The 14606-nt window shown below is 53.8% G+C and carries 12 protein-coding genes; 5 read left to right on the top strand and 7 right to left on the bottom strand.

Features of this window, described 5'->3' with window-relative positions; translation table 11 throughout:
- Positions 1 to 37: 37 nt before the first annotated feature.
- Positions 38 to 475, bottom strand: a complete 438-nt coding sequence (locus PLL20_19005; GenBank protein ID HPD32086.1) for a hypothetical protein — start codon at positions 473 to 475, stop codon at positions 38 to 40.
- A gap of 67 nt (positions 476 to 542) precedes the next feature.
- On the opposite strand from PLL20_19005, the gene PLL20_19000 reads away from it, so the two are divergent.
- From PLL20_19000 to PLL20_18985, 4 genes are all read left to right on the top strand, one after another.
- Entirely contained in the window at positions 543 to 1601 is a 1059-nt protein-coding gene (locus PLL20_19000; protein ID HPD32085.1) for a hypothetical protein, read from the top strand.
- A gap of 152 nt (positions 1602 to 1753) precedes the next feature.
- A complete protein-coding gene (locus PLL20_18995; GenBank protein HPD32084.1) occupies positions 1754 to 2992 on the top strand; it encodes a sulfatase in 1239 nt (412 codons plus the stop codon).
- An 18-nt stretch (positions 2993 to 3010) separates the two neighbouring features.
- Positions 3011 to 3994: a GNAT family N-acetyltransferase gene (locus PLL20_18990; protein ID HPD32083.1), complete on the top strand. Its 984-nt coding sequence runs from the start codon at positions 3011 to 3013 to the stop codon at positions 3992 to 3994.
- A 10-nt stretch (positions 3995 to 4004) separates the two neighbouring features.
- Positions 4005 to 5585 carry a dienelactone hydrolase family protein gene (locus tag PLL20_18985; GenBank protein ID HPD32082.1) on the top strand — a complete coding sequence of 527 codons (1581 nt, stop codon included), beginning with the start codon at positions 4005 to 4007 and terminating at the stop codon, positions 5583 to 5585.
- A 34-nt stretch (positions 5586 to 5619) separates the two neighbouring features.
- Here the strand turns inward: PLL20_18985 and PLL20_18980 are convergent, their stop codons facing one another.
- The 6 genes from PLL20_18980 to PLL20_18955 form a co-directional block, all read right to left on the bottom strand.
- A complete protein-coding gene (locus PLL20_18980; GenBank protein HPD32081.1) occupies positions 5620 to 6198 on the bottom strand; it encodes a sigma-70 family RNA polymerase sigma factor in 579 nt (192 codons plus the stop codon).
- 67 nt (positions 6199 to 6265) lie between these two features.
- On the bottom strand, positions 6266 to 7300 hold the full coding sequence (locus PLL20_18975; GenBank protein ID HPD32080.1) for a hypothetical protein: 1035 nt from the start codon (positions 7298 to 7300) through the stop codon (positions 6266 to 6268).
- A gap of 490 nt (positions 7301 to 7790) precedes the next feature.
- Positions 7791 to 8525 (bottom strand): glycosyltransferase family 2 protein, encoded by a 735-nt coding sequence (locus PLL20_18970; protein ID HPD32079.1) that lies wholly within the window; start codon positions 8523 to 8525, stop codon positions 7791 to 7793.
- A gap of 3 nt (positions 8526 to 8528) precedes the next feature.
- A complete protein-coding gene (locus tag PLL20_18965) occupies positions 8529 to 11150 on the bottom strand; it encodes a secretin N-terminal domain-containing protein (protein ID HPD32078.1) in 2622 nt (873 codons plus the stop codon).
- 156 nt (positions 11151 to 11306) lie between these two features.
- Positions 11307 to 11969: a prepilin-type N-terminal cleavage/methylation domain-containing protein gene (locus tag PLL20_18960; protein HPD32077.1), complete on the bottom strand. Its 663-nt coding sequence runs from the start codon at positions 11967 to 11969 to the stop codon at positions 11307 to 11309.
- Positions 11970 to 12344: 375 nt separating this feature from the next.
- On the bottom strand, positions 12345 to 12842 hold the full coding sequence (locus tag PLL20_18955; protein ID HPD32076.1) for a type II secretion system protein: 498 nt from the start codon (positions 12840 to 12842) through the stop codon (positions 12345 to 12347).
- Between the two features lie 363 nt (positions 12843 to 13205).
- On the opposite strand from PLL20_18955, the gene PLL20_18950 reads away from it, so the two are divergent.
- A partial coding sequence (locus PLL20_18950) for a FecR family protein (GenBank protein HPD32075.1) occupies positions 13206 to 14606 on the top strand: 1401 nt, incomplete at its 3' end.

The raw sequence follows: 14606 nt of genomic DNA, 5'->3' as shown, positions 1-14606 counted from the left end.
CCGAAACGCATACCACTGTAAAACAGCAACTTACAATCTATTCAGCAAGCCCTATGTAGAGGAACACTACGCCAGCAACAAAAACCACCTTTACCGCCACGTCGGCAGCTTCAAGCACAACCTCTCCAGCGTCTTCGACGAATTGTCCAAGACCTCTCGCAACTCCGTGAGTGGACTGTCCCACGGCATCCACGGTTCCCTTAAGTAGATCTCCCAAACCACCCACCGTACCCCCGATGAACTCCCCCAAGCCACCAACCGTTCCTTCAACAGTTTTTCCAGCACCCTTCACAACTCCACCAAGGGATTCTGCAACTCCACTGAAAGTGTTGGTTACACTGGCACTTATGGAAGACTTCGCCTTGGAATCGGTATGGCAGGAAATTCCACCAACTTCTGAGTCTTGTACCTCTGAACTTGTGGCTTGAACTGTTCTGCCTTTTGAAATGGGAACAGGTTGCCGATTGTCCTTCAATCCAGAGGCACTAGCCAGCCAAATGGAGTCGCAATTGAAGCAGGCCACGAGTAAACGGATGCGGGCGATGGCGGACGAAGTCTTTGCCGCGCAACCTGATTCACAGAACAAGTCCATGCAGATTGCGCCCGCCAAGCGACTGTACGAGTCTTCTACGCAGTTGTTTTCCAAGCCGATCACGATTCCCAACCTGACCCAGGCGGAAAGGAGATTCCTTGCGACCTACTATGATCTGAGGCTGCGGGGCTATAGCACCGCGTTGGCCAAAGCCGGGCAGGCCCTTGCCGTGGCCGAGCCGGCCTTTAAGGGTACATATGACTATGTCATGGTCTTGCCCCTGTTGCACGCATCTGACAAACAACCCGTCAAGGCTGACGTGCTTCCGCGTTGGATGCAGCGGTCCGTACATTTGGACCTTTGTTCGGATTCATGTCTTCTGCACTTCGGGATGCCTTATCAGGCGATGGAACTTGCAAGGCAGTCGGCTGCCACCGAAGATCGTCCGTTTTCTGAGCTTGCCTTTTACCGCTCGGCTTCCCAAAAATGTGGCGTCCCGTTGTCGCATGTGGCCGTCGAATGTCTTACCAAAGCACTGGAATTCGTTCCGCCAGATCACGGGGACCAAGTTGTGGCCTTGAAGTTTGAGATAGTGCAGCTGTGGCTAGATTCCGGAAATCACGCGCTCGCTGCAGGCCAGGCCCGGGACATCTATCAGGGGCACGCAAGCCACGCCGAATCCGGAAAGGCTGGATGGCTGTACTTCTATGCGCTTTCCAGAAGCAACAACACGGATGCTATTCTGGCCGGCATTGATGCGGCGTTAAGTGATCACAGGTGCGAGATTTACAGACCAAAACTGATGTACGTCAAATGGTGGGCCCTCCGTCGCAAACGTGATCAGGTTGCCAGAGTTGCGGCCCTGGAGCATGAACTGTTGAAGGATTATGGTGACGATCCAATGGTCGCACCCATTCTGCTGTCGCAGGCAACGGACTGCCTTGCGCAGCAGGATTACAGCAAGGCCACCGGCGTTCTCGAGGAGCTGGTCGAAAAATTTCCTGAGACCAAGGCGGCCGATCAGGCAAGACGGATGCTTGAGAAACTGCGGAAGATCGGCAATCTGTAGATGCTGCCGCAGGATACTATGGTTGCCTTTTTGAGGTATCTGCGCACATGATCTGTTATACGCTTAGATGTGTCATTACGGCAGCTCTGTCGTGTGTTTCGATAGCGATTGGCGTCCCTGATACAGAAACCACAGGCACATCGCTGACACACATGGGTAGACCGTACCCCAACGTGATTCTAATTACGATCAGTTCTCTGAGGGCGGATCATGTGGGGTGCCTTGGTTATGAGAGGGATACCACGCCGCATTTGGACGCATTTGCCAAGGAGAACCTGCTATTTTCCAATGCATATGCCGTCTCGAGTTGGATGATGCCGGCCCACGGGACGGTTTTTACCGGGTTGTATCCAAGCGGACACGGTGCGACACACGTCGATAAGGACCTTTCCGTCCATCCCCAAACGTTGGCTGAAATCCTCAAGGACTATGGGTACTACTGCGCGGCATTCTGCTGCAATCCCCGACTGGACACAGAGCACGGCTTTGGTCAGGGTTTTGACTTCTACGATGATTTCAGTGTCCGCTTAATACTGGAGAGCTTGGAACTCAGTGGCAAAGAGGTCAATATTGACCAAAGCAGGACCAACCCTCTTGTTAACGATGCGGCCGTCCGTTGGCTGCAGTGCAACCGGCACAGGCCGTTCTTTCTGTTTCTCCACTATTACGACACGCATTGGGACTATGTGCCGGCCAAGCCGTACGGCACCGAATATGACGCAGACTACAAAGGGCCGATCGATGGCACGAATATCGCCAGGGAACCGCTTTTCAGCAATCCTCCCGCAGAAGAGGACATCAGGCATATTGTCGCTCTATACGATGGTGAGGTGCGGCAGACCGATGATGATCTTGGCGAGATGCTCAGCTTCCTGGACGATTGCGGCCTGATGGAGGATTCCCTCGTCGTTGTTATGGGCGACCACGGAGAGCAATTCTATGAGCATGGTCATACCAGCCATCATGGAATCTTTGACGAATTGCTACATGTGCCTGTGATGGTTTCGGCGCCGAAATTGTCTCAGAAATGCGGCAGGATAGAGTCTTTAATCAGTCAGATCGATGTCATGCCCACAATCCTGGAGTATCTGGCGATTCCGATTCCAACTCAGTGCGAAGGCAGGAGTTTGGTTCCACTGCTTATGGGCAATTCGCAGGCGGTCAACGAGTATGTCTTTGCAGAATACACCGGGGGGGCGGCACCCAATGCGTACATCATCCGGTCGCTGCAGCATAAATGTGTGGTCGCGGAAGGCGTTACATTCGCCTATGATTTGACAAAGGATCTGGGCGAGCAGCGGAAACTCAGCAGATCCGCCTTTACAGATCAGATGCTTTCGCTAAGCGACCGCTTGGATGCCTGGCTGAAGCAGCATGTGAAACCTCAGTAGAGTTCGTGCAGATATGATATGCAGTTAGCCATCAAAAGAGTAGTTGCCCCCTTACAGAGTCGACTTGCCTGTCAGGCGGAATCATTCTTGCTTGGCATATTCGAATACGGTGACTACAGTTTTCGATCGGCACTACGGGGCGAATACTCTGATACATTGCGTTGTACGTTCTTTTTGGCCCAGGCCGGAAAAAGGATTTGCGGGGCGGCGGGCTGTCTCCATGCCATCAGTGACCCTAGAATTGCGATCCTCGGCCCCGTCGCTGTTGCGGAGGATCGGCGAGGAAAAGGCGTCGGTACACGGTTGATCGAGCAAGTTACGAGTTATCTCCAAGCTCTAGGCAGCAAAGCTCTCTACCTGGGGGTTTCTCAAACAAATCCAGCCGTCGGTTTGTATCGTCGGCTCGGCTTCACGACATACCACGGCATCGTCATGCGATATATTCTGGACGGCGATGCTGCATTGCAGGATTATTTCCTGGATGAAGGTTACAGGGCCTTCATCCGCCCGGCGACCTGGGGGGATTACCCGAAGATACAGGCACTATCGTGTTTCCCGTGTCTGATGAAGACATTTGACTTGGCCGCGGGGATATACTCCAGTATGTACTCCGAACCAACCGTCTTTCTGTCAGTCTTCCCGTCTATGATGCGCTCCATCGCCAGGCGGGGTGGCGTCATGAACGTACTGACGTCGGGGTCTCGAGAAAGCATTGTTGGCATCGCCCATGTCATCAGGCCCCGGTCGGCGCCGCAAGGGCATACAGCTGCTCTGGATTTCTTTGTGCATGACGCTTTTCTTAACAGCGCTGCCGAGTTGGTATCCCGTACCTTGCAGGATGCGACCGTTTTGGCGGTGCACCATATTTCGTTTTCCTGTGTAAGTAGCGACCCAATCAAGTCGGAGATCGCAACTGGTCTGGGGGCCAAACGCGTATCAGTACTGCCCAAGGGGGTCAAAATCGCCGACACGTCCGAGGATATCGTTACCTACTATTTGTGAAGAGGAATGGATGCGGAGCACAGGAGCAAAACCAGGCGTGTGGCTGCTGATTTCAATCGTATGCATCAACGGAATATCTGTCCTTGCTGCGGCCAATCTGGACACCCGCCGGTATGACAATCGGCAATTGCCGCACTTACCTGTAGGCAAGCCGCTCTCGCTACGATTCAGGAGTCAGATCGATGGGAGTCAGCAGCCACTGCTTATGAAGCTGCCTGAGAATTACACACCTGACAAGGAATGGCCGCTGCTTGTGACACTCCATGGGCTCGGAGACGGGCCGATTCTTGCACCGGACATCGAATCCATGGTTCAGATAGGTCCCTACGGTCGGGGCTCGCTCTGGTATACCGGCATGGGCGAAGAGGATGTATTGGAGTGCATTAACTTTGCCAAGCAGGTACTCGCTATCGACGAAGACCGCATCTACCTCTGTGGCTTCAGTATGGGCGCAATCGGCACATTCAGGCTGGGACTCAGATACCCCCACATTTGGGCTGCCTGTGTTCCGGTTTGTGGGCGATGCGACGATTCGTATTCCTTGACAAATGCCATGCATGTACCGTTTTGGATCCATGCAGGCAGTGACGACGCTGTTCTGTCTGCCGACTACTCCCGGGCTGTCTACAAGCAGACATTGGACAAGGGGCTGGCTGACTGGAAGTACACGGAACATGCCGGTATGGGGCACAGCTTTGCCGTGAACTGGCCGGATATCGAAGCGTGGTTGCTTACCAAGAAGAAGGTGAGCCGTCCCGAACACGTATCGTGCCGCACGAAGCAGCCGGGCCGGTATTACTGGTTTGAACTCAGCGAATTGAGTGAGTTCGGGATGATTGCAACTGTGGATGCTCGGGTGAATGGGCCGTTACTGGAACTCAAAACGGACAATGTTGCCAACTACACGATCTTCTTTGGCGATTGTCCAGTGGATGTATCGGCAGGCGTTCGAATTGTCGAAAACGGCAAGACGGTCTTTGACGGAAAGCCTGACCGGAGCGGGTATTTCGTGAAGAGACGCGAGCACGACGGTCCACGAAAACACACGGGGCGATGTGGACCCCTCTGGGACATATATCGTGGCCCGTGTACGCTTGTGTACGGGACCGACTCCACAGACAAGTTGCTTGTTGAGGCTGCGCGATCCTGTGCGGAGTCCTTTTCAAGTCCCCCCTGGATGGGACGGGTGACTTTTCCGGTGATCCCCGATACACGGATTACCGAACTACAAATCAAAGACTCCAACCTTGTTCTCTTTGGTAATGCGGCAATGAACAAAGTGCTTGCACGGATAGCGAGTGAGCTTCCCGTCGTCATGACCCCAGATTCTATTTCGGCCGACGGGCATAGGTTCACGGGCAGGGACATTGGTTTCGTGCTTATCTACCCCAATCCATTGAACAACCAAAGGTATGTCGCCGTCTTTGCCGGTAGTTCAGCAGATGCGATGAACGTTTTTGACCGGCTTTGGCCCGACTTTCATTCGCCTGTGCGGGATATTGACGCGGGTGTCTTTGAACTGGTACACCGCGACAATGCGGTTGAATGGAAGCTTACGCGGGTTTTCGGGTCCGATTGGAACTGGCGGTGATATTCAGGTTCCGATAAGCGGTCCAGGGAAAGTTTCAAGAGGCGGCATCCTGCAGGCTCTTGAAGACATCCAAGAGCCGTCGGCGGCCATGCAACAAACGCTTTTGGAAGGCCTCTATTGTACAACCGGCCAAAACTGCGGCCTCTCTCAATGACTTGCCTTCGATATGGAAGAGCTGAATGGCTTTTCGCTGCTTAAAAGTCAATCTCTTTAGAGCCTCTTGCACGGCCAGCACCAGCTCATCTCGGCAAAGGTCGTCTGACGCCCTGGTGTCTGTTGATTGGATACTGTGCTCAATGAACTTCTGACGCCGAACCCTATCCTTGCACAGGCGTCTGTGTTCTTCGTGCAGAACATTTCGGGCAATGCCAAACAGGTACGTTTTGAATGTCGACCTGCCCCGGAACCTCTGCCGGCTGTGCCAGGCTCTTACGAAGACTTCCTGTATGAGGTCGTCCAGACTGCTATGGTGTCCATCCAGGGCGGCCAAATAGCTGGAGAGGGCGTGGCAATACTTGCGATAGAGCGCCTCGAAGGCTGTTAGATCGCCCCAGGATGCCCGACGCATCAAATCGATGTCTTCGTCGCACGGCTTTGATGTTTGCTTTTTCATCACGCTATTGCTTGTGGCAGACACTGAGCAGAAGGATATGCATCCCGTCAAGTGGACGATGAGAGGCCTAGCGGGACTCGAACGAAATATCTTGAGCGAGTTCCTGCAGTGTGCTTTCGCGGAACAGGCCGAAGAAGTACTCACGGCTTGCCAGGGTGTCAGCCTCCGCCAGCGGCGACTCAATTGTCTGTGATTTCATGTCCGCAGCAACCAGCTGCGAAGCTGCAACTTGTCTGAGGTGACGGTTCACATCACCCAGAGACTGCCATGCAAGGTGTCTTCGAGTTCTGGACAGGTTGCCATCTCTGCTCTCTTTGATCAACTCACGCTTTCTGGAAACCAAGTTTCGGGTTTCTTCATCTACGAATAGTTCTGGTGGTAGAAACCGCTCTGGGTTGTAGTACATCTGGCGGCGAGAAGGGACGTTGGCGGGACCTCTTCCTGTTTGGTCCTGCTCAGCAAAAGTCATAGTGGCGGTAACCGTACCAAAAGAAAGACCTGTGATTCCATAGTAGTCCTCTATGAGCCGGTCGGTAATGGTTTCATAGAAAGTCCCGCCAACTCCATGAACAAACCAATCTGCCAGAAAGAGACGGGTGAACAGGGTCAGGGTCACTGCTTTGGGTCTCAGACGATATTGAGTGGAAATAAGCAGGCGCTCCAGTTGGCGGCTGACTGTTTCTTCACTCCGCAAATCGACGCTTGCCAATACGTTCGAGTCTGCCAAGACTTTGCATTGATCACGGCCAACGAATACCAGGTTTAACGAACATCTGTGACCGCACGCCGAGACAAGCCAAAAAGGAAGTTCGACACGGTTGCAGTCATCGTCGATCTTGAGCTGGCGCAGCGTTTCCTTCGGCTTAATGCCCCAGGCCTCAATTTGACGGTCAATGCAATGGTTGTACATGTCTGCAAAAGCGCGGGCATGTTGCACAATGTGCGCTACAAAATCCAGGAAACCCGTGCTGTGGCTCAGCAGTGAAACGGGCAAATACAGAATGCGGTCAAGACCAGAGGCACGATTCAGTACAGCGTGCAGGTATGTGACCGAGTCGGAAACGTTGTCGTCGCCGGGTGTTCTGTGGATGCTCTGTCTCATGTGCCTGTTCCAAACGGAACTGCAGAACTGTTCGGGCCTTCCATCGACCACTTCTTGAATAAAACTGGACACAGGCTTACACGTGGAACGAAACTCGACCGGCATTGCTGTCGGGTGAGACTCGAGTCCCACGGTTCTGGTGCCTTGGGGGTTTCCAGTCTGCGGGGGAAGAAACAGATCAGTGCTGCAGATATCGTGATCAAGCACAAGAAACACGCAATGTCCGCCCAGGCTCTCCGCAAATCTATTGGCAACAAGGCTCTTGGCCCAAATCCCGCAATGCTGCCAAACAGGCTGATGCCCGGTGGCAATTATCATTTCAGGGTGCACTTGGGCCGGACAGTTCAGAACCCCTGTCGTATAGGAGACTGCCACGTTGAGCAATTCAGTTCGAACCCCGCTGCGCAATGCGATTGTGCTCAAGGCTGCGGTATTGCGGCGTGTTAGCACCTGCCACTCAGACAAGGAGGGGCGGACAAACACGACTCCCCTATTCCTGGGCACATGCAGATCTTCTAGCGTCTCTACCGGCATTCTGCCTCAGTTCCCTTTCGATGATCTCCATATAGTGCTTCAATCGCACCGTAGGATCGTCAAGCTGTCCACCGAAGCAACGCCCCGGATCGACATAGATGAGTGGAACAGGTATCTCGTGAATAGTCAGGCCCATGCAGACGGCTTTAATGATGAACTCCAATGGGAACCCATAGCCGCTCTCCGAAAACGAAAGACTCTTCAGACTGCCCACTCTGTAAGCCTTAAAGCCACAAAAAGAGTCCGTAAGGCGTAGTCCGAGCTCTCTGTTCAGTATTGACGTGATCCTGCGGTTTATGATCATTCGGTCTGAGGGCGCTGCTCGTATGTTTGCTCCGACATCGGCATACCTAGAGCCGCTGTACACATCAGCAAGGCCGTCTTGAATATGCGTGTAGAAGACAGGCAGGCACGACGGTTCGTGTTGGAGGTCACAGTCCATGGTGATTACCCACGCGTACCGTTTGGCGGCGGCATAGTTGAAGATATCGATGAGAGTGCGGCCATAGCCCAGGTTGGTCAAATGAGACATGACGTGCAGGCCCTGCAGCTGAGAAATAACTGCAGATGTGCCGTCCGTACTCCCATCATCAACTACAAGGAGGTGATCGGTGTACCTGCGCGTGGCACAAATCACCCGTTCCACGTATTTGATTTCGTTGTAAACAGGTATGGCCACCAGAACGTTCATGGATCATTTGTCATCCCGAGTTGTGAGTATTTCCAATAACGGATCGGTCTTCGCGCCAGGTTGCACCTGTTTCCATGCTTTCTCCGTCGAACTTCGGAGATCGGAGAAATCTTCATCCTGCATGATGGTGGGGGTTATGAACAGGTATGTTGTCTTGTAATCCTTCTTGATCATTGTGTTTTTGAAGGCAAAACCTACAATGGGGAGGTCGCCCAACAGGGGAACCTTGTCGACGTTCTCGCTTTCATCAATCGTTTGAAGCCCGCCTACGACAATCGTATAGCCGTCGGGCACGGTCGCCTCGCTTCTTATGTTAGTGGTCTTCCTGGGCGGCGGGATTGAGGGGTCTGTGGGCTTGACCCCAAACGAGTTCAGTTCAATCTGATATTCTACCCTCAGGTAGTCACTCTCGCTGATATGGGGCGTTATGATGAACTGTGTGCCGGCCTGGACGAAACCGCTAAAGGACGTGGTGGCCACCGTTTCGCTGGCGTTAATCTGTGTGGTTGGCACTTCCGCCACTCCGTTGATAATGCCGACGGCGTTGTCATTAACCAAGACCTGAGGCATGGATACGATACGGGCGTTGCCATCGGACTTGAGGACGTGCAGAATGGCCTCGACCTCGTCTGAACCGAAGACGGCAGCCGTTCCGCCGGGACCCACTGTGATGCCCCGGGTCCACGCGGAGGGATCGAATGTGGACAGGCCGAACGAGGTGAAAGCGAGGGCGTGATTGGCCAGGTAATCCAGTTCTACTCCCAGGTCAAGGCCGTCGCTGGTGGTGACTTCAACGATCTGCGCCTTGATGAGCACCTGTTTGCGTTTCTTGTCAAGCTCGGCAATGAGTTTCTCCAACTCGCGATGCTGCCGAGCGGTCGCCTGAACAATAACGGAGTTGGTCGATTTGTTGATTGAGACCCGGGCCTCAATCTCCGGAATATACGCTTCGGTCTCAGCTGTGCTGATTCCTTCAGGGCCTGGGCCAGCCCGATCACCCGTCTGATCCGCGTACCTGGCCTCTTCTGTGGAACGTGTCTCTTTGGTGTCCTCTTGTATGAGTTCCCGGACAGTTGTCGCCACCTCTTCCACATCTGCGTTCTCAATCTTATAGATACGTATCAGGCCCGTTTCATAGGTGCTTGCCTGGTCGATGCTATCGACGATACTCGTCATGATCCTGTGCACCGAAGGCGGTCCCGTGAGAAGGATTGAATTAGTCTTTTCGACAAGTACGACACCATTGTCCCTGGAACCTCGAAGGCCCGAGCCTTCTCTTGACGTACCGGCGCGGGAAGACCCATAGCCGTCAGATCTTCCATAGACGCTGACGATGCGTTCAATGCCGCTGTAGACCTCAGCCGCGTCGATATAGGTGAGACGGTAACTACGTGTGAGCGGCTCAACAAATGTGTCCAGGCGTTTGACCAACTCCATCAGTTTCTCGATCTCCGCGCGATAACTCTTGATAATGATCTGATTGGTTCGCCCCACGGCGCGGATGTCCACGCGGGTTTCCGGCGATAACAGGGCAGCGGAGCCGTTAACTGCTCCCTCGGTTGAGTTTGGCACGGAAGGTGTGCGGGCCGCAACCGGGCGGGTGGCCTCAATGGATCCGGCCTGCTTGTTGGCGAAGAGTTCCTGCAGCGTGGCCGCAATGACTTCGGCATCTGCATACTCGAGCTGATGAACCTCCAAGACCATGTTCTCGTTTGGCACGTCAATGACGGTGATGAGTTCCTTGGCCTTCGCAATGTCGGATTCGGTTCCGACAAGTGCCAGCTGGTTGGCATGGGCAAGGGCAAACACGCGCATCGGTTCGTAGGGCGCCACGCTTGCTGGGGCACTGTCAGGCTTGGATGCATCTGTTGCCACCGGATTTGGCGAAGCGTTTGGAGGAACTTGCGCTGCTTTGTTCTTTGCGCCCGTATCCTTGTCTGAGAAGATACTGTTGAGTACATCCGCGAGGCTTTCACATTCGGCGTACTGCAAGGTGATGACTTCGACAATCACCTGTGCCGTTGGGGTGTCCAATTCCTGGATAATTGTCAGAATAGTGTCAAGGTTAGCCTCGACTTCATAAAGTACGAGTGTTTGCGTTTCATTGTGGACAACGCTTTTGCCGACCTTCGTCATAAAGGGCTTAATCGCAGCAGCCACGGAGGTAGCGTTGGCATATGCAAGCGGAATGACCTCTTTGGAAAGTCCATAATGCTGCATATACTCATCGTAGGTCATCACGCTGATTATGTTGCCTTGGCGATGGTACACGAAGCCGGCAAGCTTGACGACACGTTCCAGGAGTTCACCTGCGGTGATGTTATTGACCCAAAGGCTCACCTTGGCTTTGCTGACGTCCGAAGTCGGAAATATGCTCCATCCGGTAACATCGCTGATCATCTGGAAGGCACTGGTGATGTTCTCATCGGAGAACTGCATCATGGGAATGACGGGACCGGCCTCAGACATGTCGCTTGCTCGAGGCGATCCGGTTGTCTGGTTGCCCGCAAACGGGTCGAAACCGCCTTCAGCGGCAAAGGTCGCCTCGCGGAAGGACCAGAAGGCCAAACCGATACCAAACACCGACAAGACAACAAATGCCTTTTGTGTGGCAGAATGCCGCATCTTGGCTCCCTACAAACTATGAACTCAGGGGTTTTGCTATTCCGTATGGAGAATGCACATTACGTGCAAATTGCATCCCTTCCATATAGAAAAGCGTTCCAGGGTGGTTTATGTTGATTGGGTGAGACCCGTGAAAGGGCACCTTGATGTCGTCATCTAAGGGTGCTGCAAGGATGCCTGGCAAGGCACTACAATTGCAGTTGTAAATTCTTTGTCCGGAACGCTCTGATCGGCGGCCCATTTGAACGTAACCCTGATGGCTTTGGGCGCTTGTTCTGCAGACGCATAGGACTGCCGCCAATCTGCGTCGCCTGAGCTTCCCGCAGGAACATAGGACCACAGTTTGAAGCTGGCGAGCCGTTTAGCCATAACGCTGGAGACCTCTTGTCCAATCACCTTCTCGCCCGCACACTCCTGCTCGGATCTAAGTAATGCTGTCTCACCGGTCTGTGGATCGCGGTCGAAGCAGTATCGCACCTTGGCAATGCGTCCGGCTCCGACGGCGCTAAGGTAACCGGGGGCCTGCGTGTAAAACACCATCTCGATCCTGCCGTCAGGTTCCGTAGCGAGCACAAACACCTTCTCTTGGTCTTCTTCGACAGGCGGCATGTAGAGGCAGGACAACTCCGTTCTGAGTGTTTCCACAATCATGCGAGCGTCTGCGTAGAGGGGCCGATTTTGTTCTGTGCGTACCCAGACCCGGTGCGCTTGCTGGTAGGCGGCACTGATACCAAGGACCAGGATACTGGCGATGAGCATCGCCAGCAGTATCTCTGTCAGGGTAAAACCTCTGCTTGTTTGCCGCATATCAGTGGCCAAATGATTGCATCTGCACGAATGAGATCAACTCGTATTCCTGATCACGCTGTTGTTCTTGCCAATGAACCGTTACTTTCACAAAGCCTAGTTCCTCAACGGGAGTCTGGCCGGTTTGTACTTGCCAGGTGAAGGCCTCATGAGCCCCTGCCCGAGTGCTGTATGATCTACTTGGGGCGAGCGTGGCTTCAGTAAGCAAAGACTCTGCAAGCAGGACTGCCTCCGTTTGCATCCTTGCATGGTGCGCGGCCCTTGACGTTGTTGCTATTGCCGCAAATATCGCCGTCATGGAGATCCCCAGAATCGTCATTGCAACGATCACCTCAATGATTGAAAAAGCACGCCGGCGGACACGCTTCAACCACGTGTGAGGCGCCATCATAACTCCAGGTCCTCTACTTCGCTGTATATTCCCTGGATCTTCAACCGCTTGCCACAGTTTGCGCCCAAGATCGTAAGCTCGGCTATGGGCCAGTCTGTACGCGGCGAGAAGATCAGGCATTGCTTGCCTCCCAGGTCTTGGAAGCCGTTGGTCTGTAAAGTTAGCACGTCTTCAGGATAGACCCGCAGCAGACCTTCGACAGGGGCAAAGACTTCCGCTTGGGAATCAGCCGCTATTTCGATGCTGTAGTACCTCTTTGTGTCACAAACCACAAAACGGACCGGCCGCCCTGAATCAGAGGCCAGATTGATTGCGTAACGTGCGTTCTCCCGCAGATTCAGGACCATGCTCTCTACATTCAGATGCTCATCGCTTCTACTTGAGCGGGGAATTGCCGTGACCACCACCATTGCTATCAAAGCCATGACGATCAGTAATTCCACAAGCGTGAAGCCAGGATCCGCTGTATTCCAAAATCTGCGCAACGATCTCATACTGCAACATCTGAATGCAACAATCCTTCTTGCCGCCGTATAAGGAGCGATTTGCGCGACTAGTTTGTTGATAACCTGAGTCGAAAGACTGTGTGATCCGTGCCCGACCGGCTTCCCGCAGGGAATGACTTGCCTGTAAGTTCTTGCCCAACAATCACTTATGTTCTTTTTGAAAAATATGGCAACAGGCACCTACTATTTTGGCCGCTTCTGCCACTAAGAAATAGACCAAGCGGTCAAAACATCGATAATCGCCCGCTTGGCAGAATCGGAGACTCGCGAATGTACGAGCGGCCAGAAGACAAGCTAACGTGTACTGAGGTGCAACGCTGGATTGCGGTCCACATAGAGGAGGACGCCAGCATGCCTCAGGAAGTGCGGACCGCGGTGGCGGGCCACCTGGAGCATTGTGTTGCATGCAGACGCGACTATGAACGAAGCAAACTTGTCTTGGGCATTCTGAAGGCAAACCACTGCTTGGCAGCGGAATCCGAAGGTGCGGAAGTTTCCCATATACTGAGCCGGGACCGAGTGGACCTCAATTGGCAGTATATCCTGGCACGAATCCGGGAATCGGAAGGGTGTGGAAACCTGATTGCGAGGGATTGGTTCTCAGGCGTCAGAAAGCTTGCTGTGGCTGCCTGCATACTTATCGGTGTCTTGTCGCTTGCTTTTGTGTTCTTTGCAGGCCGCCAAACACCTGCCGAGCGGGGGTCTCCCCTGGCTGGAGCAGGCTCGCGTGACGGCATTCGCATTGAGCTGTTGTCCGATCAAGGGCGGGTCTTTTTGAATCCGGACTCTGAAATCCACATAGAGGATGGCCAGAGCAGAACGCTTTTTCTCAATGAGCGGCACCGGATGGTCCTTGCCGGCGGTACAGTTCTCCGCGTCAGGCCGTTGACGGCGGACAGCCGGCTGGGCTGTATGGTGCAACTCGATGCCGGCCGGATACTTGCCAACGTTCGGCATGATGGGAATCCCTTTGTTGTGGCGACCGCCCATGGCAAGGCGGTCATCACTGGCACGACTTTTGATGTACAAGTTACAGATCATGCCACGACCCTTATTGTTGCCGAAGGCTCAGTGCGATTCGAATCCCAGGCAAGTACGGTTCAAGTAGGTGCCGGCTATCTGTCCCGAATTACCCAAACGTCCGGCGCACTCGTGGCGTCGGCCCCCGTCACCTGCGATGCATACAGATTAACGCACTGGGCCCTTGAGACCAAACCTGAGACATTCGCCGCCACAACCACCCGAAGACTCCCGGACCGCTCCGAGGTGGATCTATTGGCCGGCGGTGAAGAGGTTCGTCTGGAGGATATAGATTACCAAGAGTGGGTGGAGAAGAACCGTTCATGGTTCCAGCAGCAGTTTCCAGAGGTTTTCCGGTTAGAAGGTGCTTTGGCCAACGAGGGAATCGAGGTGGACTACCCCGAACTCCTACTGGGCAGCGGGCTCCTGTTAGAATTCGAGTATCCGCCAGCCCAACAAGAACGGCTTGTCGCTCCTGCAACGAATCGTCTAATCGCGCTTGCTGCCGGGTACGGTTTTGACAGCCAGTGGACCATAAGTAAGCTGAGTCTGTCGTCAGCGGTAGCAGGTTTGCAGGAGCCGGAGCTCTTGAGGAGTAGCGTAGAAGCCTTCGCCACATGGCGAGACACCCTCCGTGCCGCGGAAAAAACCGGCAAACGCATTACTCCGACGACCGAACTAGTGCCGTTTCAAAAAAATATTTTTAATATTTGCGATTTGGCGACTTGCGCC

Source organism: Phycisphaerae bacterium (genome assembly GCA_035384605.1).
In the GTDB taxonomy this organism is placed as follows: Bacteria; Planctomycetota; Phycisphaerae; order UBA1845; family PWPN01; genus JAUCQB01.
The sequence above is the reverse complement of the archived record's forward strand: the minus strand, read 5'-3'. Positions and strand labels throughout refer to the sequence as shown.

Coding starts and splice junctions, on each gene's coding strand:
- PLL20_18980 (HPD32081.1), bottom strand. CDS start 6,198: ATGAAAAAGCAAACATCAAAGCCGTGCGACGAAGACATCGATTTGATG.
- PLL20_18965 (HPD32078.1), bottom strand. CDS start 11,150: ATGCGGCATTCTGCCACACAAAAGGCATTTGTTGTCTTGTCGGTGTTT.
- PLL20_18985 (HPD32082.1), top strand. CDS start 4,005: ATGCGGAGCACAGGAGCAAAACCAGGCGTGTGGCTGCTGATTTCAATC.
- PLL20_18970 (HPD32079.1), bottom strand. CDS start 8,525: ATGAACGTTCTGGTGGCCATACCTGTTTACAACGAAATCAAATACGTG.
- PLL20_18990 (HPD32083.1), top strand. CDS start 3,011: ATGCAGTTAGCCATCAAAAGAGTAGTTGCCCCCTTACAGAGTCGACTT.
- PLL20_18995 (HPD32084.1), top strand. CDS start 1,754: ATGGGTAGACCGTACCCCAACGTGATTCTAATTACGATCAGTTCTCTG.
- PLL20_19000 (HPD32085.1), top strand. CDS start 543: ATGGCGGACGAAGTCTTTGCCGCGCAACCTGATTCACAGAACAAGTCC.
- PLL20_18955 (HPD32076.1), bottom strand. CDS start 12,842: ATGAGATCGTTGCGCAGATTTTGGAATACAGCGGATCCTGGCTTCACG.
- PLL20_18975 (HPD32080.1), bottom strand. CDS start 7,300: ATGAGACAGAGCATCCACAGAACACCCGGCGACGACAACGTTTCCGAC.